The sequence below is a fragment of the Clostridium ganghwense genome, assembly GCF_026735165.1.
Lineage (GTDB): Bacteria > Bacillota > Clostridia > Clostridiales > Clostridiaceae > Clostridium_H > Clostridium_H ganghwense.
Window position 1 is genome coordinate 68,211 of record NZ_JAPQES010000002.1, and the last position, 21,642, is coordinate 89,852.

General features: G+C 28.9%; 20 protein-coding genes. 3 read left to right on the forward strand and 17 right to left on the reverse strand.

Annotation, left to right across the window (positions count from 1 at the left end):
- Nucleotides 1–288: 288 nt before the first annotated feature.
- Nucleotides 289–1,386, forward strand: coding sequence for a redox-regulated ATPase YchF (gene ychF / locus OXH55_RS06940; protein WP_268049105.1), 1,098 nt, complete (start codon nucleotides 289–291; stop codon nucleotides 1,384–1,386).
- A gap of 101 nt (nucleotides 1,387–1,487) precedes the next feature.
- Here the strand turns inward: ychF and OXH55_RS06945 are convergent, their stop codons facing one another.
- Nucleotides 1,488–3,776 (reverse strand): AAA family ATPase, encoded by a 2,289-nt coding sequence (locus OXH55_RS06945; protein ID WP_268049106.1) that lies wholly within the window; start codon nucleotides 3,774–3,776, stop codon nucleotides 1,488–1,490.
- A 297-nt stretch (nucleotides 3,777–4,073) separates the two neighbouring features.
- Here OXH55_RS06945 and OXH55_RS06950 point away from each other — a divergent pair, with 297 nt between their 5' ends.
- A complete protein-coding gene (locus OXH55_RS06950; protein ID WP_268049107.1) occupies nucleotides 4,074–4,487 on the forward strand; it encodes a hypothetical protein in 414 nt (137 codons plus the stop codon).
- Between the two features lie 36 nt (nucleotides 4,488–4,523).
- Here OXH55_RS06950 and OXH55_RS06955 read toward each other — a convergent pair whose 3' ends face one another.
- Nucleotides 4,524–7,067 carry a calcium-translocating P-type ATPase, PMCA-type gene (locus OXH55_RS06955; RefSeq protein ID WP_268049108.1) on the reverse strand — a complete coding sequence of 848 codons (2,544 nt, stop codon included), beginning with the start codon at nucleotides 7,065–7,067 and terminating at the stop codon, nucleotides 4,524–4,526.
- Nucleotides 7,068–7,255: 188 nt separating this feature from the next.
- Between OXH55_RS06955 and OXH55_RS06960 the strand changes: the two genes are divergently transcribed.
- A complete protein-coding gene (locus OXH55_RS06960) occupies nucleotides 7,256–8,890 on the forward strand; it encodes a putative manganese-dependent inorganic diphosphatase (RefSeq protein WP_268049109.1) in 1,635 nt (544 codons plus the stop codon).
- A 61-nt stretch (nucleotides 8,891–8,951) separates the two neighbouring features.
- On the opposite strand, the gene OXH55_RS06965 is transcribed toward OXH55_RS06960, so the two are convergent.
- The 15 genes from OXH55_RS06965 to OXH55_RS07035 form a co-directional block, all read right to left on the reverse strand.
- On the reverse strand, nucleotides 8,952–9,632 hold the full coding sequence (locus OXH55_RS06965; RefSeq protein ID WP_268049110.1) for a hypothetical protein: 681 nt from the start codon (nucleotides 9,630–9,632) through the stop codon (nucleotides 8,952–8,954).
- Nucleotides 9,633–9,877: 245 nt separating this feature from the next.
- Nucleotides 9,878–10,693 carry a flagellar hook-basal body complex protein gene (locus OXH55_RS06970; RefSeq protein ID WP_268049111.1) on the reverse strand — a complete coding sequence of 272 codons (816 nt, stop codon included), beginning with the start codon at nucleotides 10,691–10,693 and terminating at the stop codon, nucleotides 9,878–9,880.
- Nucleotides 10,694–10,735: 42 nt separating this feature from the next.
- Nucleotides 10,736–11,512: a flagellar hook-basal body complex protein gene (locus OXH55_RS06975; RefSeq protein WP_268049112.1), complete on the reverse strand. Its 777-nt coding sequence runs from the start codon at nucleotides 11,510–11,512 to the stop codon at nucleotides 10,736–10,738.
- Nucleotides 11,509–11,655, reverse strand: coding sequence for a hypothetical protein (locus tag OXH55_RS06980; RefSeq protein WP_268049113.1), 147 nt, complete (start codon nucleotides 11,653–11,655; stop codon nucleotides 11,509–11,511). Before OXH55_RS06980 ends, OXH55_RS06975 begins: the two co-directional genes overlap by 4 nt.
- A 77-nt stretch (nucleotides 11,656–11,732) precedes the next feature.
- On the reverse strand, nucleotides 11,733–12,308 hold the full coding sequence (locus OXH55_RS06985; protein ID WP_268049114.1) for a hypothetical protein: 576 nt from the start codon (nucleotides 12,306–12,308) through the stop codon (nucleotides 11,733–11,735).
- A gap of 62 nt (nucleotides 12,309–12,370) precedes the next feature.
- A complete protein-coding gene (locus tag OXH55_RS06990) occupies nucleotides 12,371–13,102 on the reverse strand; it encodes a FliA/WhiG family RNA polymerase sigma factor (protein WP_268049115.1) in 732 nt (243 codons plus the stop codon).
- A 1-nt stretch (nucleotide 13,103) separates the two neighbouring features.
- Nucleotides 13,104–13,760 carry a flagellar brake protein gene (locus tag OXH55_RS20105; protein ID WP_268049116.1) on the reverse strand — a complete coding sequence of 219 codons (657 nt, stop codon included), beginning with the start codon at nucleotides 13,758–13,760 and terminating at the stop codon, nucleotides 13,104–13,106.
- A 12-nt stretch (nucleotides 13,761–13,772) separates the two neighbouring features.
- Complete coding sequence (locus OXH55_RS07000) at nucleotides 13,773–14,669, reverse strand: MinD/ParA family protein (RefSeq protein ID WP_268049117.1); 897 nt, start codon at nucleotides 14,667–14,669, stop codon at nucleotides 13,773–13,775.
- Nucleotides 14,663–15,808, reverse strand: a complete 1,146-nt coding sequence (flhF, locus tag OXH55_RS07005; RefSeq protein ID WP_268049118.1) for a flagellar biosynthesis GTPase FlhF — start codon at nucleotides 15,806–15,808, stop codon at nucleotides 14,663–14,665. The genes OXH55_RS07000 and flhF overlap by 7 nt, the downstream gene beginning before the upstream one ends.
- A complete protein-coding gene (gene flhA, locus OXH55_RS07010) occupies nucleotides 15,808–17,868 on the reverse strand; it encodes a flagellar biosynthesis protein FlhA (RefSeq protein WP_268049638.1) in 2,061 nt (686 codons plus the stop codon). The genes flhF and flhA overlap by 1 nt, the downstream gene beginning before the upstream one ends.
- A gap of 29 nt (nucleotides 17,869–17,897) precedes the next feature.
- Entirely contained in the window at nucleotides 17,898–19,739 is a 1,842-nt protein-coding gene (locus OXH55_RS07015; RefSeq protein ID WP_268049119.1) for a fused FliR family export protein/FlhB family type III secretion system protein, read from the reverse strand.
- A gap of 12 nt (nucleotides 19,740–19,751) precedes the next feature.
- Nucleotides 19,752–20,021 carry a flagellar biosynthetic protein FliQ gene (locus OXH55_RS07020; RefSeq protein WP_268049120.1) on the reverse strand — a complete coding sequence of 90 codons (270 nt, stop codon included), beginning with the start codon at nucleotides 20,019–20,021 and terminating at the stop codon, nucleotides 19,752–19,754.
- Nucleotides 20,022–20,031: 10 nt separating this feature from the next.
- Nucleotides 20,032–20,802, reverse strand: a complete 771-nt coding sequence (gene fliP / locus OXH55_RS07025) for a flagellar type III secretion system pore protein FliP (protein ID WP_268049121.1) — start codon at nucleotides 20,800–20,802, stop codon at nucleotides 20,032–20,034.
- Nucleotides 20,799–21,155, reverse strand: coding sequence for a flagellar biosynthetic protein FliO (gene fliO / locus OXH55_RS07030; protein ID WP_268049122.1), 357 nt, complete (start codon nucleotides 21,153–21,155; stop codon nucleotides 20,799–20,801). Before fliO ends, fliP begins: the two co-directional genes overlap by 4 nt.
- Before the next feature lie 12 nt (nucleotides 21,156–21,167).
- Nucleotides 21,168–21,641 (reverse strand): flagellar basal body-associated FliL family protein, encoded by a 474-nt coding sequence (locus OXH55_RS07035; protein WP_268049123.1) that lies wholly within the window; start codon nucleotides 21,639–21,641, stop codon nucleotides 21,168–21,170.
- Nucleotide 21,642: the final 1 nt, after the last annotated feature.

Sequence of the window (21,642 nt, forward strand, 5' to 3'; positions counted from 1 at the left end):
TAATTTTTAAAAATATTAAAATTTATCTAATTATTTTTTTATCGAAAAATGTTATGTATTGTATTTATTTGTTTTTTGTTTTTTTATTTTTCCTCTTTTCTCATCACAAAATTATATATCGTATAATTATCGACATACTTAATGCTAACTTGTATTCCATTAATATTATTTTTGATAAATTAGAAATTAGCTACCTTTTCCTTTAGCTTACTTTCTTGAAATAGTAACTAATCTAGAGTATAATTTATTAGGAAATTATACTAAACGGAAAGAAAGGAATGTACATAGATGAAACTAGGAATCGTTGGATTACCCAATGTTGGAAAAAGCACCTTATTTAATGCAATAACAAAAGCTGGAGCAGAATCCGCAAATTATCCATTTTGTACAATAGAGCCAAATGTAGGAGTTGTAACTGTTCCTGATGAAAGATTAGAAGTACTTAGACAAATGTATGACTCTAAAAAGAAGATTTATGCAGCTGTTGAATTCTATGATATAGCTGGACTTGTTAAAGGTGCTAGCAAAGGTGAGGGTCTTGGTAATAAATTTTTATCACATATAAGAGAAGTTGCTGCAATTGTTCATACAGTTAGATGCTTTAAAGATGACAATGTTGTTCATGTAGAAGGTTCTGTAGATCCTATTAGAGATATAGAAACAATAAATCTTGAACTAATTTTTGCAGATCTTGAAGTTGTAGAAAGAAGATTAGAAAGAACTAAAAAAACTGCTCGCAGTGGAAATAAAGAAGCAAAAGCTGAATTAGAATTACTTGAAAAGGTAAAAGCTCATCTTGAAAATGATAAACCTGTTAGAACTTTAGAAACTACTGAAGAAGAAGCTGATATAATAAAAACCTTCTTCTTAATAACTTCAAAACCTATATTATATGTAGCTAATATATCTGAAGATGATTTAGTATCAGGCAACACTGAAAATGAATTTGTTAAAAAAGTAAAAGCTTATGCAGAAGAAGAAAATTCCGAAGTTGTAACTATTTGTGCTAAAATCGAAGAAGAATTATCCACTCTTGAAGATGAAGAAAGAGATGAAATGCTTTCTGAATATGGATTAACTGAACCTGGTTTAAATAGATTGGTTCGTTCAGGTTATAAACTTCTTGGTCTTATGAGTTTCTTAACTGCTGGACAACAAGAGATAAGAGCTTGGACTATTAAAATAGGTACAAAAGCTCCTCAAGCTGGTGGTAAAATTCACTCAGACATTGAAAGAGGATTTATAAGAGCCGAAATAATCTCTTATGACAAGCTTGTTGAATGTGGCTCTGAATCAGCGGCAAGAGAAAAAGGAGTCTATAGACTTGAAGGTAAAGATTACATTATGCAAAATGGTGATGTAGTACACTTTAGATTTAATGTGTAGTAGCTAATATCAAAAACTAAATTATTGCAAATATATAAAAGACAGTGATTTTTCGCTGTCTTTTATACTATATAAATTACTCGTTAACTGATTATATACGTTTAAATTGTCTTTTTACCATATTTTCTAATTTCTTTTTTCACAGCGGCAATAACTGTCTTGTAATCTCCCATTAAAGTCCTTACAGCATCTTGTATATTATTCATTGTATATATATGAAATCTTCCCTCTTCTATAGCTTTTTCAACTTCATTGCTTAAAACAATATTATTCCTGTTACTATATGGTATAAGAACACCTTTGTCCTCAATATTATCAATAACTTTACATATCTTAAAAAATCCCTCTATTTTTTCATTAACTCCGCCAATTGGCTGCACTTCTCCAAATTGGTTTATTGATCCTGTAACTGATATATTCTGTTTTATAGGTATTCCACTTAAAGCAGAAATCATACAAACAAGCTCAGCTACCGAAGCACTATCCCCATCAATTTTTCCATATATCTGCTCAAAACTTAAGTGAAAATTAACTGGTAATTTATTGTATTTTCCAAAACGTTCACTAATTATACCCTTTAAAATATTCACTGCTTTACTATGAATATTACCACTTAAATCACTTTGTTTTTGAACATCTATGATTTCTCCTTCGCCTCTATAACATGAACAGGTTATCCTTATTGGTTTTCCAAAACTAAAATATCCTGAATCTATAACTGATAATCCATTAATTTGACCTATTTTTTTATCTTTTACCTTTATTAATATTTTGCCTTCTTTATAAACCTCCCTAATTTCTTTTTCTACTAAGTCTTCCTTATAAGCTATATCAATTATATCTTTTGCTGTAATTGTATCTCTATTTTCTCGTAAAACATTATTATTAGAAAGCATTAAAATTTTACTAAGTTCTTCATCATTAAAAAACATTTTTTTTCTGTGTTCTGCTCTACGCGATAAATATTTTGCAATTTCTCTAATTGTCTTTTTATCTAAAGGTTTTAATTTATTGTCATTACAAATTTTCTGTACACTATCCATTAGCGATAACTTAGTATCATCATTCACTTCTACTACTGGACTATATTGAGCCTTTATCTTGAATATCTTTCCAAAATCCTCATCGTAATTATATAACAAGTCGTATGTTTGATAGTCGCCTATAATAATTACTTTTTCCTTAAATTTAATAGGTTCAGGATCTAACCCTCTTAAAGATAATATATCAATATATCCTTTACTATAGTCAAAATCAACTTTTTCACTTGTGATGGTTTTTTTCAAATTATAATAAGCATTAGTATTAGTAAGTAAACTATTAGCACGAACTATTAAACATCCTTCATTTGCTTTCAAAATTGATCCGCTCTTAATGAAAGATACATCAGTAACATAAGTTCCATTTTCATTTTTATATTCTATACATCCTAGTAAATTTGTAATACTAGGATTTTCTTCAAAAATTACTCTTGGACTACTATGATTACTGTTATCAACTAAAACATTAACATCATATTTCATTATTATCTCATTAATTTTCTCTTCATCATCTTCATATATCATAGAGTAATTATCAACTATATTTATTTCTATTTCATCATTAATTTCTTTTAAAAATTCTATTGCTTCAATATCATTTTTAAATTCTTCTTCACATTCATTTTTAATATCTTTTGTTCCTTCTTTTAAATATTCTTTTAATATTTTTCTAACTTTAACCAGTTCATTTGATTCAATTTCTTTGAGTTCTTCTAATATTTGTTGAGATTTATTCTTTAATTCACTAACGCTTTTTAGTATCTCTTCTTTCTTTTCAGATTCTAATTCATCATATTCTCGTTCTGTCATTACCTCTTCACCTTTTAAAGGTATAAACGTAAAACCCTTACTAGTAGATCTTATTTCAAACCCCTGAGCACGAGCATTATTCATTAACTCTGCAACAAGTTCACTTCTCTTATTTTGAATATTTTCAATTATTTCTTCTTTTTCCTTACATACCGAGCTATTATAAAAATCATATACTGTTTTATTATAAACATCCTGTAATTCCTCAACAGTTTCCTTTAGTATTTTCCCCTTACCATTTGATAAGAATAATGCAAAAGGTTTATCCACATCTTCCTTAACAACATAGCATATATCTTTTGGTTTATCTTTATTTTTTAATACTTCACTAATAAATTCTTTTATATCATTTAATTTATTTTTTGTAAAATTATCTATCAAATAGACATTATATCCTTCTTTATCTATATTCAAAGCAGATTTTATTTTGTCATATACTTCCTCAGTATATTCTGGTAAACTAAATTTCTTTTTATTAGAATTTATATCTTTAATATCAAACTCATATATTATATCCTGGGATGACAATTCCATATTCATATTCCTCCCCCTTTCCTACACTTATTATATTAATATTCTTAAATTATTAATTTAGGAACATTAATTTAACATAAATCTCTTAAATAACATAAAATATTTAAATTCTTATATATTTTCTAAGTTCATTTTGAATAGCTTTAAATATCCCTTTATCTATCTCTACATGTATTTAGAGGTTATGGGCAAAACTATAATTGGCTATTTTAAAAAAAATCATACTATGTTATAATAAATTCTAGTTATAATCTTATTCTTATATTATTTTGACTAGAAATTATATGTAAAGGAGCTATTCATATGGGTTTTAGAGAAAAATTATCCGAACATTATACAAAATCTTATTTTAAAAAATATGGAGATAGACTTACTCAAGCGCAAGGAAAAGTAATTTCAGTAAAAGTTGAAGAAAAAGCTATCCTATGGATTTTTCATAAACTTACTGTAACAATATTAGTAAAACCAGATCGAAGTAAAAATATTGTGAAGTGTACATACAATAAAAATAAATGGTTTAAAAAACCTGAATTTATGATTCTATCTCAAGGGCATTCAGTTATAGTTCAAGGACTTAAAGGTAAAAAAGGTAAAGGCGGTAGTGAAAGTATTCAAGTACTTAACGTCATGAATTTAACTACTAAAAAGCAGTTAGTACCTGTTGAGGGTGATGCTCTTAAGAAAATTCAAAAAGCTCAAAAAATAAAATATCGCTAAACTAGAAACAAAAAACGTTGATGTTATCAACGTTTTTTATTTTCTAAAGAACAAATACAAACTATTAATAAAAGAAATAAAACTAGAAAAGAAAATTATTATAGCCCATTGTGCAAAATTCAAAGCTACTGTATGAAAAATACCCTGTAAAAATGGAATGTAAATTATAGATAGAAGCATCAAAATTGATACTAAAACTGCACCAACCAAATAAATATTAGTAAAAAGTTTTATTTCAAAAATAGAATGCCTCTCTGATCTACATTCAAAAACATGAATAAGCTGTGATATTATAAGTGTTCCTAATGCCAATGTTCTACATGTCTGCAAATCCATACCATAATATTTTCCACCTAAAAATGCAAAGATTGTACAAACACCAATTAAAGATCCTCTAAGCATAATTTTTTCTTTAAGTCCTCTAGCAAATACACTTTCATCTTTTTCTCTTGGTCTTCGCTTCATTATATCCTTATCTGCCGGATCAACACCTAAAGCTATAGCTGGCAATCCATCAGTAGCCAAATTTACAAATAAAATCTGTATAGGAAGTAGTGGAGTTTCTAAATAAAATAAAGAAGATAAAAACATAGTTAACACTTCCCCTAAGTTACAGGATAATAAATATCTTATAAATTTTCTAATATTATCATATATTATTCTACCTTCCTCTACAGCCGAAACAATAGTTGCAAAATTATCATCTAACAATATCATTGATGATGCCTCTTTTGTAACATCAGTACCTGATATTCCCATAGAAATTCCAATATCCGCTTCTTTAACAGCAGGTGCATCATTTACACCATCTCCAGTCATGGCTACTATATTACTTTTCTTCTTAAAAGCTTTAACAATACGTAACTTGTGTTTAGGACTAACTCTTGCAAATACCGAAACTGTTCTTACTTTATTTATTAAATCTCTTTCTGATAATTGATCCAATTCCTCCCCTGTCATTACCTGAGACACATTCTTACAAATGTCAAGTTCTTTAGCTATAGCATAGGCTGTATTTTTATGATCTCCTGTTATCATAATAGGTCTTATCCCTGCCATTTTACATTTAAACACTGCTTCTTTAGCTTCTAATCTTGGTGGATCCTTCATTCCGGCTATACCCAAAAATATTAAATTATCCTCCAACTTATTACCTTTACTTACATCTCTATCTTTATATGCTGCTGCTATACATCTTAAAGCATTGAAAGACATTTCTTCAACCTGCTTCGTTACTTTTGCTTTATACATTCCAGTAAAAGGAACTATATTGTCTCCAACCAAAATATATTTACATCTTTCTATTATTCTTTCAGGTGCTCCTTTAACGTAACATATTTTTTTACTACCTTCCATCACTATAACAGACATCATTTTTCTATTAGAATCAAAAGGTATTTCGTGCACTCTGTTGGCTTTAGCCAAAAATTTCTTAATACTTTTACTATCCTGAAAAAAAGCCTTTATTAATGCAGTTTCAGTAGGATCTCCTAATAAACTTTTTTCAAATATTTTCTGGTTAAAATCGTAACTGCAGTCATTACAATACACAAAAGCTTTTTTTATTCTTTCACAATTCAAACTTTGTTTTTTATTAATATCATAAACTTTTTCATTAAAGTACAACTTTTCTACAGTCATCTTATTTTGAGTTAATGTTCCAGTTTTATCACTGCATATTATAGAAGTACAGCCTAAAGTTTCTACAGCAGGCAATTTTCTTACTAAAGCATTTCTCTTAAGCATTCTAGAAACTCCAAGAGCTAATGCTACCGTAACAATTGCTGTCATTCCTTCTGGAATTGCTGCTACAGCTAAACTAACTCCTGAAAGAAACATTTGGTATTTGTCTTGTCCTCTTGCTATTCCTAATAAAGTAACTGTTATACAAATTACAACACATAGTACTACTAAAACCTTACCGAGATCTGCAAGTTTTTTCTTTAAAGGTGACTTTTCTACTTCAATATTTTGAAGCATGTTTGCTATTTTTCCCATCTCAGTATTCATTCCAGTTTGTGTAACTCTAGCTATCCCTTTTCCTCTAAGTATTATAGTTCCCATATATACATCATTACTTTTTCTATAAGAACTTTTTTCTACCCCTACAGATTCTCCTGTAAGTAATGATTCATCGATAAGTATATCGCTGCCTTCAATAAGAATACAGTCCGCTGGAACTCTATCACCATTTTCTATAACCGCTAAATCACCTGGAACTAAAAATTCTGCATTTACAACCTTAACTTCATTTTCTCTTATTACTTTGGCTGTAGGTGCTGCTAATTGTTTTAGTGCTTCTAAGGATTTTTCAGTCTTGTATTCCTGAATAAATCCAAGAACTGCGTTCATAATAACTATTATCACTATAGTTATTGCATCAGCTTTTTCTCCCATGAATGCTGAAAGTATAGTAGCTGCAAGTAAAACCCAAGTAATAAAATCATTAAATTGCTCAAAAAATATCTTTATAGAAGAAATTTTCTTTTTTTTCTCTAGTACATTCAAACCATATTCTTTAAGTCTCTTATCTACTTCATCAAAAGTTAAACCTCTCATCATATTTTTTTCATTAATCATGTTCCTCCCCCTATTCTAAAAAGCAACCCTTTTATTATCAGACTCTTTATTCCCCTAAATTAATATATGAAAGTTACACCTCATCTTATGAAAAATTTATATTTTTTTATAAAAATAATAAAATTCTTTGTTTTTGTGGTAAAATAATAAAGGAAATTTTTATTAACATATTAGGAGGTACATATTTTATGAAAGACATAATCTATATAACAGGACATAAGAATCCTGATACTGATTCAATTTGTTCTGCTATTGCCTATGCCGAATTTAAGAATAAAACCCAAAATGTACAAGCTGTTCCAGTTAGACTAGGTAATGTAAGTAAGGAAACTGAATTCGCCTTAGATTATTTTGGAGTTAAAAAGCCAAAGCTAATAGACACTCTAAAAGCTAAGGTTGAAGATTTAGATATGGATAAAGTAGCACCTATATCTCCTGAAATATCTTTAAAAACTGCTTGGAATATAATGAAAAAAAATAATATGAAAACTATTCCTGTAGTAAATGATGATGATACATTTTTAGGAGTTGTTAGTCTTTCAAATCTAACATCAGCATACATGGATGTATGGGATAACTATATACTTGGTAAAAGTAATACAAATTTCGAAAATATATTAGACACTTTATCTGGTAAAGCTATATACCATAATGATAAAATTTCACAATTTACAGGTAAAATTATTGTTGCTGCAATGACTCCAGAAGGAATAAAGAATGTTTTTGAAGAAGGCGATATAGCTATTTGTGGTAATAGAACAGATGCTCACGAAATAATAATAGATGGCAAAGCTTCTTTAATGATTGTTACAGGTAACTACGAAATAGATCCTGCAATAATTGAAAAAGCTTCTGAAAAAGGATGTTCTATAATAGCTACACCATATGATTCATTTACAGCTTCAAGAATGATAATTCAAAGTATACCTGTAAAATATGTCATGACTAAAGATGATGTAGTTTCTTTCAGAATCGATGAATTTGTTCATGATATAAGAGAAATTATGACAAAAACTAGATTTAGAAGTTATCCTATTTTAGATTCAAACAATAAAGTTTTAGGCACAATATCTAGATATCATTTAATTTCTAAAACTAACAAACAAGTTATTCTTGTTGACCACAATGAAATATCTCAATCTGTAGATGGACTTGAAGATGCAGAAGTTTTAGAAATAATTGACCATCATAGACTTGCAGATATACAAACTGGTCATCCAATCTATTTTAGAAATGAGCCAGTAGGAAGCACAGCTACAATTGTAGCATCCATGTTCTTTGAAAATGGAATCAGACCATCTAAACAAGTTGCTGGATTATTATGTAGTGCAATTATTTCAGATACATTATTATTTAAATCACCAACATCTACTAATATAGATAAATTAATTTTAAATAGACTTGCTAAAATTGCTGGAATAAACATCGAAGAATACGCTAATGAAATGTTCAAAGCTGGAACTTCACTAGTTGGAAAAACTGTAGATGAAATATTTAATCAAGATTTTAAAACATTCACTCTATCAGACAATAAAATAGGTGTTGCTCAAGTTAGTACTATGGATTTAGAAGGCTTTGAGCCAATGAAAGCAGAAATGCTAGATTATATGAATAATAAATGTAAGGCAGAAGGATATAATCTTCTTCTTTTAATGCTAACAGATATAATTGATAATGGCTCTGAATTGATTGCTGTTGGTGAAAAATTAGAAACTGTAGAAAAGGCATTTAGTATAACCCTTGAAAATAATACTGCTTATGTCCCTAACCTACTTTCTAGAAAAAAACAAGTAATACCTCCATTAACAGCAGCAATGGAATAAGTATTATAAATTTAAAAGCTATAAGCAATATAGATTTGCTTATAGCTTTTTTCTAATACAATCAAGAAAATTTAATATATGTGAATAAATAAAATATTATAAATGTAAATACACAAATTATGTAATTCACACTTAGATAATTCTTGACATCTTCATATTCGATTTTATTTCTATATGTTACATAGCATTTAAAATAATTTGAATTTTCACCATTGTAGTAATAGTAAAAATTGACCCCCTCAACATATGCTGCTAAAATATTAACATTAAGAAGGGGATTAACAAGGGCATTTTTAAAATAATCTCCTTTGAAATCAATCTTCATTTTCCTATATATACATATGTATATTAGATATAAGAAAAATTCCATTATTAATGAAGGTATTATTGTAAAAATTGTCCATATCCAAATAAACAGCTTATTACTATTATTAAATCTTATATTATAAATTAACATATACATTATTCCAAAAAAATTTCCCAAAATTATTATGTAGAATAAAGGTGCAATAAGCCCGCACACACCAGCTCTAGTTACTGTAGAAATAGAATTATAAAAATCCATATTTTCTCTCTGTCTAAGATTTTTCCTTTCCGTATTACTTACATCAATAACTAAAAAAGCTGTTACAGCATTATACACTTCTCCATACTCAATTCTTTTTAATACTATAAATAACAGTATTATAATAGAAACATATATTATTTGAATTATTCCTCTATTCTTAATTATTTTATCCATAGTACTGTCCATCTTTTGAATTAAATATTGTCTGTCAAACTTCCATAGTAAAATACTTAATAAACAGCCTACTACATACCCTATCCCATTTTATATCCCCCCAATTTATACTTTATAACAAAAATCCTTCCCTTCATACTTTAGTACTATTATAATATGTGGGAAGGCTTAATTCTAATTCTATATTTTGTATAATATTTATTTTTCTATTCAAATCTTAATACCTACATACTATTGTAAAACTACTATCTTCCTTTTAAATTATTTGACATTTGCCACATTTCATCAGCAGTTTTAAGAGCACTTGAATTTAGTTGGAAAGCTCTTTGTGTTATAATTAAATCTGCCATTTCTTTCCCAATTTCAACATTTGAATTCTCAATAAATCCTTGAAGTACATCTGCATTTTCACTCATATATACTTCAGATTGCGTTTCATTTCCATTATCATCTATAATCATTTCTGGTGAATATAAATTTTCACCTATACTCTTCATAGAATTTTGTCCTGTTGTATTGAATACAGGAATTCGTAAGTTTCCATAGGTATTTCCTAAAATATTTCCTTGCTCATCAACCTTAAAAGATGCCTTTTGAAATTGTACATTACTTTGTTCTGTATTTATATTTTGTCCATTTTCATCTAATATAACTAATGTATTACCATTTGAATCTACTAATACTCCGTTTGAATCTATTGAAAAAGAGCCACTTCTTGAATATGCTTCATTACCATTTCCATCTATTACTTTAAAATATCCTTCTCCATCTATTGCTAAATCTGTATTATTATTTGTTGGAGTCAAAGTCCCTTGAGAATTATCCTTGTATATTCCAGTAGTTCTAACCCCTGTGCCAGTGAATGGAGCATCCTTCTCACTAACATTACCCTTTGTAGGATATCCATCTCTTTTTAATGTTTCTTGAACTAAACTTTCAAAACTGACATCAATTCTTTTGTATCCCGGAGTACTAATATTTGACATATTGTTTGATATGGTATCTAACTTTTCCATTTGGGCAGACATACCACTTCTTGAATTCCATATACTTCTAATCATACATTCACCGCCTATTTACAAAAATTCTTTTACATATTTATTCTAAGCTCTTCCTACTTCATTTACAGCTTTCCCCAAAGTTTCATCTAGAGTTTGTACAATTTTTTGGTTACTTTCAAATATTCTCATTGTCATCATCATATCAGCCATTTCACTCATAACATCCACATTTGATTTTTCTATACTATTTTGTTGAATTTTTCTATTATTTGTTTCAATAGGATTTTCCCCTGAATATAAATTATCTTCCACTTTCTTTAAGGAGTTATCCTCAAAATCTGCTGTATACATTTTATAGGTAAGATTATTATTTATGCTTATATTACCACTTTCATCACATTTAATCTTCCCACGTCCTATATATACAGGCTCTAAATTATCTGTTTGAATATTTTTAGCTAACACTTTATCTCCTGTATCATTAACTAAATACCCTACATTATTTACATGAAAATGTCCATTTCTTGTATAATAAGTATTTTCATCAATTCCATTATCACGGGATACTGCAAAAAAACCTTTTCCCTCAATTGCAAAATCAGTATCTTTATTAGTAGATTGAATAATTCCTTGGTTATAGTTTGTATAAGTTTCATCTATTTTACATCCCATAGATAAACTTCCTATAACATTTTTTACATTTTTACCATTAACAACTTTATCATGGTTTTGTATCATAACATCATCAAATTTTTTAGCTATTATACTATCTTTTTTGTATCCAATAGTATTTACATTAGCTAAATTATTACTTATAGAATCCTGTTTAGCTTCTTGAGTGATAAGACCAGAAACAGCTGTATATATACCTCTAATCATTTTTTCACATCCTCATTATTAATGTTTTTGTTAACGTTTTTTTCAATAACCTTTTGTTCATCCTTATATTCCATTCCGTATTCTCTTGCTCTCATTTCAATTTGATATTGTGATAAATTCATTTTTATTTTAGCATTTATCATAAAAGTTGTACCAATAATAATTCCTATTCCTATTCCTATAAGGATTTTTCTATCACTAAAAAAATTAATTATACCTTTTATTTTAAATATAATTCTTTTATTAATAGTATTTCCCCCTTACCAATTTTAAGCTTGTCCGAGATTTCTTCTAGACTCAATCCTTCTTCTATAAGCTTCTCTATTTCATTGATTTTAATACTATTATTACTCTCATTATTTTCTACATCTTTCTTTTCTTCTTCACTTTCTTCTATTTCATCAGTTTGTTCAAGGTGTATATTTTTAATTTCTAAATTACTAATTTTCTTATCGTCATTTTCTTCTATTTCTTTATGATTCCCATTTTCTACTTCATAACTTTTTTTATCTTGTGAACTATATTCTTCAATAATACCTATATTCTCATCCTCATTATTGTTTAAATCTTCTTTACTTTTAATCATTTTTTCTAAATCTACAATTTGAGTTTGAAGTTCTAAAAGTGTCTCAGCAAATTCTCTTCTAAGCTTACCTATCTCTACTTCAAACTCTCTCATATTATCAGAAGTTTCGTTAAGCATTCCTTCAAAAGAATTCTTCTCTTTATTAATAGCTCTAATGTTTAAAAAAATCAACAAACTTCCGATAATTAATAATATTATTGTGGTAAACATTTATTCACCTCATCTATTTTATCCTTCACGCTCAATTGTCCATTATTAATTTTCAGCTATAATTACTTAATATCGTATTTAAGCTTGCCCATCATTTTTCTAAGATGAACTATAGCTCTGCTATGCAATTGACAAACTCTTGATTCTGACACACCTAATACATTACCTATTCCCTTTAGTGTTAATCCTTCATAATAATACAAAGTTAACACTGTTTTATCTTTTTCATTTAACAATTCTAGAGCTTTAGCTAAATATTCTATCTGTTCCTTTTCTTCAAAACTTTTTTCAGGATTTGGACTTTTCTCATCTTCTATTGTCCCCATTAAAAGCATGTCATCATCATCTGAAAATATTAAATTTTCTAAAGAAACTACTGAAATATAGTTAATAAAATTTTCTATTTCACTTACATTACTAACTGATATACCAAGTTCTGCAGCAATCTCTTTTATATTAGGTTCCTTTAAGTTTCTTTTCTGAAGAGTTTCAACCGCATTGTTATATCTATTTAGCTTGTCCATAGCTCCTTTTGATATAGGGCTATTTTTTCTAATTTCATCTATCATAGCCCCTCTTATCCTTATGGAAGCATAAGTTGAAAATTTCATTCCTCTACTTTCATCAAATTTATGCAAAGCATCCATAAGCCCCACCATTCCATAACTCAGCAAATCTTCAAACTCTATATATTTACTTTTACCTATAATAACCCTTGAAGCAATATATTTTACAAGTGGTATATATTTTTTTACAACTTGCTCTCTTACATCTAAATTGCTAGCTATGGCCATATTAATCCTCCTTTAATCCTTTTTTCATCTGTTCTCTCATTATTGTAAAAACATATTGTATTATTTTTTCTTGTTCCGCAGGTTGAAGTTCTATAAAATTTATTCCACAAATCTTATTTTTTATGTCATCTTCTTCTGCTCTTACAACATTACCCTTAATCAGTATTCCTCCCTTATCTAAGGGTAAAGCTATTAGCAGCATGTTGTTATTTCCAATTTTCAGTTTTGTTTTTAGCCTTACTCCACCTCCACTTAGATCAACTACTGTACCTTCTGAAAAATTTAATTGAGAAATATTTGCTTTATTCAAAGAAAAGTCTTTATCAATTACTGCACATTTTACATTTAAAAGTACTGATACACGTACAAATTTTCTACGCTGAACTTTCTTATAATTTTCTGGTACAGTTATCCAAATCAAAGGTATATTAGCCTTTTTTCTTACCGCAACTACAGAATTAAATTTATATAGACTATTTCCTTCATAATAAAGTACTTCTATTCTATCACCTTTTCGCAATGGTAAATACTGCGTATCTTTTATAGGAATGCTTATAGCTAAATATCCTTCTTTCATATCTTGTACATCACAACTATATACTTGTTCATCCATTATAATTTCAACTTTATTGTTAATCTTAAACTTGATTCCACTCACGTCTTATCCTCCTCATGAAAAAACACTAAAGATTTTCTTAAACAATCCTTGTATTCCATTTCTATTACTGCCATTATCACTCCCACACAAGCTTAATGCAACTTTTCTAATATCTTGTGCAGCTTCACAATTGGGATAAGTTACAACAAAAGGCTTTTGTTCTCTTACAGCTTGTATCAATCTTCTATCTTCATTAATACTTCCCAAATATTGAAGATTAAGATTTAAAAATTTTTCAGCTGCATTATTAAATTTATCAAAAGTGACTTTTCCTTCTCTATTATCTAAAACTCTATTTATTATTACTTTTGCATTAGATTTAATTTTAAAATGAGTCACAGCTTTCATTAAGCTATACGCATCTGTTAAAGAAGTCGGTTCTGGAGTGGTGATAATTATAAGTTCATCACTACAATGTATAAAGCCTAAAACACTTCTATTTATACCTGCTCCAGTATCCATCAAAATATAATCAAAACCTTCAAGTGAAGCTAGCTTATTTAAAAATTTTTTTCTGTGTACTTCACTTATCTCTTCTATCCTATTTATTCCAGAACCTCCTGGCAAAAGTTTTATTCCAAATGGGCCTTCTATCATAACTTCTTCAATTTTCATTTCATTAAATATTATATCATAAATATTATATTTAGGTAAAAAACCCATTAATACATCATCATTTCCCATTCCTACATCTGCATCAAAAATCAATACTGATTTGCCCATTTTTTGGAGTGTAATTCCAAGATTAACAACAAAGTTACTTTTACCAACGCCTCCTTTTCCAGAGGTCACTGTTATAATCTTACAAGCATTACTGTGAGATGTGCTTCTTATAGGACTATCCTGATTCAAAGTTTCCAAATCTCTTTTTTCAGCCAACTTTCTAAGTCTTTCTGCTTGATCTAGCATATAAAATCCTCTCCTAAAACAAGGTTAATAATTTCTTCATTGCTTAACTTTTTAATATCATCTGGTACACTTTGCCCAGTAGTTACAAAACTAAGAGGTTTATTCGCTGTATCCAAAATATTTAATACAGATCCATAGGTTGTAGTCTCATCTAATTTAGTTATAACTACTTTGTTAAAATTAAGAACTCTATATCCCTCAATAATAGCCTCAATATCTTTATTTTTTGTAGTACAGCTAAGTACTAAATGAATATTTTTAGTATTAACCTTTTGTATAAAAGAATTGAGCTCAGCAATTTGCATCGTATTTTTACTACTTCTTCCTGTAGTATCAATTAAAACAATATCGCAGTCTTTCATACTTTCTAATGCACTTTCCATCTCTTTTGGTGAAATAACCATTTTAAATGGTATATTCATGATATCTGCATAAGTACTTAATTGTTCTACAGCCCCAATTCTGTAGGTATCAACTGTTATAAGTCCTACTTTTTTCTTCTCCATAAGAGCAAGTCTACCCGCAAGTTTCGCAATAGTTGTTGTTTTCCCCACTCCTGTTGGCCCTACTAAAACTACAACATTTTGAGGCTCTTCATGGGAAGTTTGTATCATATCACTTATAACAAGTCTCAATTTTTTTTCTTCATCAATCTCGTCATCCATACTGCTAAGTTTAGATAAAATCTTCTTAATAACTTTATCATCTAAATCACTTTTTTCTAATTTTATTTCAATTTCACTCTTTTTGTTACCCTCTATACCATTGGCGAAAGTATTTATCATTTTTTTCATTTCCTGCATTTCTTTCAGCAATCTATCATTATCTTTTGTTTGTATTACTTCTTTTGTTTTTTCTTCACTTATTTTGTGTTCCTTTGTATTGTTATAAAGTGGTTTCTTCACTTCCATGACTTTCTTTATTGCATCAATACTACTTTTAACATCATCATGAAGTTTATTTTTATTATTATTATCTACAGCAGCTGTAACTTCAATAACCTTATGAGAAAAAAAGCCTTTTATTCCTGCTCTTCTGATTTTCCTTTGGCTAATTATAACAGCATCCTGCCCTAATTCGTATCTAATTCTATTCATAGCCTCATTCATGTTGTTGACTATATACTTTTTTATTATCATTAGTAAGTCACAACTCCTTCAGTTCTAATCTCTACATTATTTGGTATTTCATTTAAAGATAGTATACTAATATTAGGAAATACCATTTCAGTTAACTTTCTAAAGGCTGGTCTTATTTTAGGTGATACAAGAATCACAGGCTGATTTCCATAAAAAGGAACTGTATCTAAAACATATTTTATAGATTCAAAAATTTTACCTGTAATTTCAGGATCTACTGCTGGAAAAGACCCTTGCATAGATTTTTGAATATTATTGCCTATAATTTCTTCAACTTCAGGTGAAAGTACTGCAACCGTAACCATTCCATTTTCATCTACAAGTGGATTACATATAGTTCTTGCTAACGCAAATCTAACATATTCTGTTAAAACCTCTATATCTTTAGTATTTCTTGAATTATCAGCTAAAGATTCCATTATTGTTACCATATCCTTTATAGATACCTTTTCTTTTAACAGATTTTGAAGAACCTTTTGAATCTCACCAATAGACATTAAATCTGGAATAAGTTCTTCTACAACTGTACTATATTTCTCTTTTACTGTATCTATAATCATCTTAGTTTCTTGTCTTCCCAATAATTCATGACAATGAGATTTTATTGTTTCAGTTAGGTGAGTTACCATAACTGTAGTTGGATCTACAACTGTTAATCCTTTAATTTCAGCCTCTTCTCTTTGATCATTGTTAATCCAAAGAGCAGGAAGACCAAAAGTAGGTTCTACAGTTTTAATTCCTTGAAGTGGAATATCTTCCCCACTTGGATCCATGCATAATATCATATTAGGCATAAGTTCAGCTTTAGCTATAACTGTACCTCTTACTTTTATCACATAGTCATTTGTTTTCAATTGTAGATTATCTCTAATTCTTATAGGTTGAACTATTATACCCATCTCAATAGCACACTGACGCCTTACAGAAGCAATTCTCTGAAGCAAATCTCCTCCTGCACCTTCATCCGCAAGCGGTATAAGTCCATATCCTATTTCTATATCCATAGGTTCAACTGAAATTAAGGTATTAACATTTTCAGGCTCACGTCTTTCAGTTTCAATTATTTCTTCCTGTTCATTTTGAATCTGCATCATAACTTGTTCTTTTTCCTCTTTGTAAAGGAAATAAGCACTTGATCCTGTGGCAGCTGATAAAGCAAAGAATGCAAGTTTAGGCATACCTGGAATAAATGCTAAGAACAATAGAACTGCTGAAGCAATACCTAAAACCTTTGGAAAACCTGTTAATTGCTTTGTCAACAAATTCCCGAAATTTTCATTAGTAGAAGAACGTGTAACTAATATACCCGAAGCAGTTGATATTAAAAGTGCTGGTATTTGACCAACAAGGCCATCACCAATTGTAAGTCTTACATAGGTAGTAACCGCATCATTTGCTGACATTCCTTCTATTCCAACACCTATAATAATACCTGCTATAACATTAATAATCGTTATTACTATACCTGCTATAGCATCCCCCTTTACAAACTTAGATGCCCCATCCATAGCTCCATAAAAGTTTGCTTCCTCTTGAATCTTTTCACGTCTTGCTCTCGCATCTGTTTCTGATATAAGTCCTGCATTAAGATCTGCATCTATACTCATTTGTTTTCCAGGCATTGCATCTAATGTAAATCTTGCTGATACCTCAGATACTCTACCTGCACCATTTGTAATTACTAGAAATTGAATTAATACAATTATTAAAAATATAATTACTCCAACTATATAATTTCCACCAACAACAAAGCTTCCAAAAGTCTCAATTATTTCTCCCGCATAATGATCTCTAAGTATAAGTCTTGTGGAAGATACATTAAGTCCCAGCCTAAAAAGTGTAGTAATTAAAAGTAACGTGGGAAATATAGAAAATTGAAGAACTTCTGTAGTAAACATAGTTAATAGTATAATTACACACGAAATTGTTATATTTAAAGCTAACAAAACGTCTAAAATCGTTGTAGGTAAAGGAATAATTATCATAAGAACTATTCCTATAACCCCAAAAGCTACTATAATATCTAAATAATCTTTTAATTTCGAATTAGTATTTCCGATGTTTTCCAATACGCTCACCCTTTACTGTATTACTTGCCTTTTTTAATTTTGTATACAAGTGCTAAAATCTCTGCCACCGCTTGATACATTTCTTGTGGAATTTCTCCTTCAAGTTCAACTTCCTTAAATATAAGTCTTGCAAGAGGTTTATTTTCAATTATAGGCACATCATTTTCTTTAGCTTTTTCTTTAATCTTTATTGCTAAATGTCCACTTCCTTTAGCAATAAGCACTGGAGCACTTCCTTTTCCCTCTTCATATTTTAAAGCAACTGCAATATGGGTAGGGTTAGTAATTATTACTGATGCATCTGGTACTTGCTGCATCATTCTTCCCATAGCCATCTCTCTTTGCTTTTGTTTTATCTTACCTTTTACTTGAGGGTCTCCTTCTTGTTGTTTAAATTCTTCTTTTATTTCTTGCTTTGACATCTTCATGTCTTTTTTGAATTGATATTTTTGATACATAAAATCTATTATAGCTATTGCTACCATAATTAGTGTTACTCTAAAAAAAATATCTCCCATCAACTTCAATAGAGTGCTAACAATAGCAGAAATTTTCAGACTACCTATATTAAATATTTGATGGAAATTACTTTTTAAAAAATTAAACCCTACTAAACCAACTACTACAATCACTGCAATACTTTTTAATAGGTTCATTACTGTTCTTACAGAAAACATCTTTTTAAGTCCACTTATGGGATTTATCTTTGATAACTTAGGCTTTATAGGTTCTAAAGATTTAATATATCCAGTTTGAAGAAGATTTGCTCCAATTCCTATAATCATTATAGGAATTGCTACTGGTAGAAAAACTACAGCAATTCTAATCAAAACTAATATCACAATACTGTATAAACTGTTGTAATCAAGTTCAGTATTCAAATAAGAACCTATAAACTGTACGATGTTGTCCTTAAATGAACCTATAATATATTGTCCTAAAGTTATTATAATAATGGTCGAAGCTAATAGTGTAAGGGCTGACGCAACCTCTTTACTTTTTGCAACTTGTCCTTTCTTTTTAGCTTCATTTAATTTATGGGGTGTTGCATCTTCTGTTTTATCTCCACTATCTCCAGCTGCAAAAATAATCATAAGAGGTATAGTTTTGTAAATCTGTCGTATAATATCAGGTATATTATTAAAACCAGTAATTATTATTTTGTGAATCAACGGAAGAGATAAGGATACAATACTTAATCCTAACAAAATTTTCACTGGAAGACCTAAAATCATTACATTTAATTGAGGAACAGTTCTTGCAACAAGCCCTAAGGTTAAATCTGTTAATATAATTATCAATACTATAGGTATTGCTATTCTCAAACCTAATTCAAAATATTTTATAAAGACTTCTATAATAAGCATTGCACTTTTTTGTGATAAAATAAACTTCCCAATATTAACCACTTGAAAGCTTTCTATTAAGTTTGCAATCAACATATGGTGTCCATCTACTATCAAAAAAGTCATTAAACTAATCCAATACATCATTTTTTCTATTAAGGTTACCCTACTGTTAGAATTAGGATCAAACATAGATAGCATTGCAAATCCTACTTGCATATCCATTAGTGATCCAGCATATCTTATACAATTAAAACAAATATTTATTATAAATCCAAAAGTAAGTCCTGTTGTAATCTCACTTAAACAATATACCATCAATGAAAAATTACTATTTATTAAATTTACATTTGAATAATCAATTCCGGGCATAAGCATAAAAGCTATAACCGCAGGTAACGCTCCTTTTATTAATGTTGGAGTTCCCTTTGGGAAAAACACAGGAGCAATCATCATAAATGCAAACAATCTCAAAAATACAAGAATAAAAGCTGTAAAATAAGCTATATTTATCAAAATTTATCCCACCTATTTCATTATATTTGCTATCATAGCAAATATTCGCTCAGTAAAAGTCACAACTGTATGCATAATAAATTTAGATGTAACAAGTCCCATTAAAGCTACACCAATAAGCTTAGGGACAAATGTTAATGTTTGCTCCTGAATTTGGGTAGTAGCTTGGAATATACTTACAGCAAGCCCTATTACTATAGCAACAATTAGTATAGGTGCTGCTGCTTTGATTCCTGTGGTTATCGCATCCCTTAAAACTCCAATAATCATTTCTTCACTCATATTAAGCACCTCACGAATAACTCATAATTAATGATTTGATAAGAAGATACCATCCATCTACCATAACAAATAATAATATTTTAAATGGCAGTGAAATCATAACTGGAGGAAGCATCATCATCCCCATGGACATAAGAATACTTGCAACCACTATATCAATTATCAAAAATGGAACATATAATAAAAATCCAATACTAAATGCAGTTTTTAATTCACTAATTATAAATGAAGGAATAACTACATAAAGAGGTACATTATCCTTATTTAAATTAGTTTTATCTATTTTTGAAATATCAACAAACAAGTCTAAATCTTTTTGTCTCGTCTGCTTAAGCATAAATTCTCGTATAGGCTTTGAACCTTTTTCTATGGCCTGCTGTTGATTTATTTTATTTTCTAAAAAAGGTTTTATGGCATCATTATTTACTTTATTATAAGTTGGTGCCATTATAAATACAGTTAAAAACAAAGCAAGGCCAATCAATATTTGATTAGGTGGTGCCTGTTGTGTACCCATTGCACTTCTCATAAATCCAAACACTACTATTATCCTAGTAAAACTAGTCATCATAACAATAAATGATGGTAATAATGATATTACTGTTAACATAATAAGCAATTTTATATTATCAACGTAATCTTTAGGATTAGATGCTTTATCAACAGAAATATCTATTTTAGGTATAGGTATTGTATTCGGTTCAGCATATGCGTTTATTTTTACTAAAAACAATATACTCACTAACACTAAAAACGTTAAAACAATATTCTTTTTTTTCATTGTTTATCTTCCTTTTTAATCTTAAGTTTTTTAACCATGTCTTTTACACTTACCTGTTCAAAATTGTTTTTAGACTCTTCAAATTTTATTAATTCTTCCTCATCTAATTCTTTTAATATTTCTACCCTACCTTGAGTAGAAGAAATAACATACCCTTTCCCACCTATTTTAGTTATCAAAAGACTATTTTCTTTAGATAACGGCATTCTATCAAGAATCTTCATGTACCTACCATTTTGTATACTTTGAAGCTTTGTACCGCCATATTTGCCAAGTAAATAAATTAAAAATATTATAAAGGGTAAAAAAAGCACTATTTTAATAAGCATCTCTAAAGTTTCTTTAGTTCCCATATATCATCATCCTTATTGAACTAGAATTTCTGAAAAATAAACATTCACTATTTCTCCTTTTTCTATTAAAGGATTAATCTTATTCTTTATTTCTTCTTTTAATTGCTCAACTCCAGCTTCAGTAAAATCCTCAGCTTTTTTTGTTCTAAGAGTAGAATTAACAGCGTCTCTTAATATAGGTTTTTTATTTGTTAACTCTTCTTCTAACTCTTTAGTCTCTTTTGTATCAGAATATCCAATATAAATCTTTGTTTTTAAATATCTTGTAGAATTCTCAGCTTTTAAATTAACTAAAAATTCATCTAAAGCAAAAGTCTTTTGATTTAAGACTGCCTTTTTTCCAGCATTTTGCACTGTCTTTTGAGAGTTTAACTTACCTGCAATCATATATCCAGCAAAACTCCCTCCTGCCACAAGAACTGCTGCTAATAGAACTATAATTACAATTTTTAATACATTCCCTTTATTGTTTGATTTATTTTCCATT

Excerpts from the sequence above, each read along its gene's own strand:
- OXH55_RS06990 (WP_268049115.1), bottom strand. The coding sequence starts at position 13,102 with ATGGCCATAGCTAGCAATTTAGATGTAAGAGAGCAAGTTGTAAAAAAA.
- OXH55_RS06965 (WP_268049110.1), bottom strand. The coding sequence starts at position 9,632 with ATGGATAAAATAATTAAGAATAGAGGAATAATTCAAATAATATATGTT.
- OXH55_RS07000 (WP_268049117.1), bottom strand. The coding sequence starts at position 14,669 with ATGCTAGATCAAGCAGAAAGACTTAGAAAGTTGGCTGAAAAAAGAGAT.
- OXH55_RS06960 (WP_268049109.1), top strand. The coding sequence starts at position 7,256 with ATGAAAGACATAATCTATATAACAGGACATAAGAATCCTGATACTGAT.
- OXH55_RS06970 (WP_268049111.1), bottom strand. The coding sequence starts at position 10,693 with ATGATTAGAAGTATATGGAATTCAAGAAGTGGTATGTCTGCCCAAATG.
- flhF (WP_268049118.1), bottom strand. The coding sequence starts at position 15,808 with ATGATAATAAAAAAGTATATAGTCAACAACATGAATGAGGCTATGAAT.
- ychF (WP_268049105.1), top strand. The coding sequence starts at position 289 with ATGAAACTAGGAATCGTTGGATTACCCAATGTTGGAAAAAGCACCTTA.
- OXH55_RS06985 (WP_268049114.1), bottom strand. The coding sequence starts at position 12,308 with ATGTTTACCACAATAATATTATTAATTATCGGAAGTTTGTTGATTTTT.
- OXH55_RS06945 (WP_268049106.1), bottom strand. The coding sequence starts at position 3,776 with ATGAATATGGAATTGTCATCCCAGGATATAATATATGAGTTTGATATT.
- fliP (WP_268049121.1), bottom strand. The coding sequence starts at position 20,802 with ATGAAAAAAAAGAATATTGTTTTAACGTTTTTAGTGTTAGTGAGTATA.
- OXH55_RS06980 (WP_268049113.1), bottom strand. The coding sequence starts at position 11,655 with ATGATAAATGCTAAAATAAAAATGAATTTATCACAATATCAAATTGAA.
- OXH55_RS07035 (WP_268049123.1), bottom strand. The coding sequence starts at position 21,641 with ATGGAAAATAAATCAAACAATAAAGGGAATGTATTAAAAATTGTAATT.
- OXH55_RS07020 (WP_268049120.1), bottom strand. The coding sequence starts at position 20,021 with ATGAGTGAAGAAATGATTATTGGAGTTTTAAGGGATGCGATAACCACA.
- OXH55_RS06950 (WP_268049107.1), top strand. The coding sequence starts at position 4,074 with ATGGGTTTTAGAGAAAAATTATCCGAACATTATACAAAATCTTATTTT.
- fliO (WP_268049122.1), bottom strand. The coding sequence starts at position 21,155 with ATGGGAACTAAAGAAACTTTAGAGATGCTTATTAAAATAGTGCTTTTT.
- OXH55_RS06955 (WP_268049108.1), bottom strand. The coding sequence starts at position 7,067 with ATGATTAATGAAAAAAATATGATGAGAGGTTTAACTTTTGATGAAGTA.
- OXH55_RS06975 (WP_268049112.1), bottom strand. The coding sequence starts at position 11,512 with ATGATTAGAGGTATATATACAGCTGTTTCTGGTCTTATCACTCAAGAA.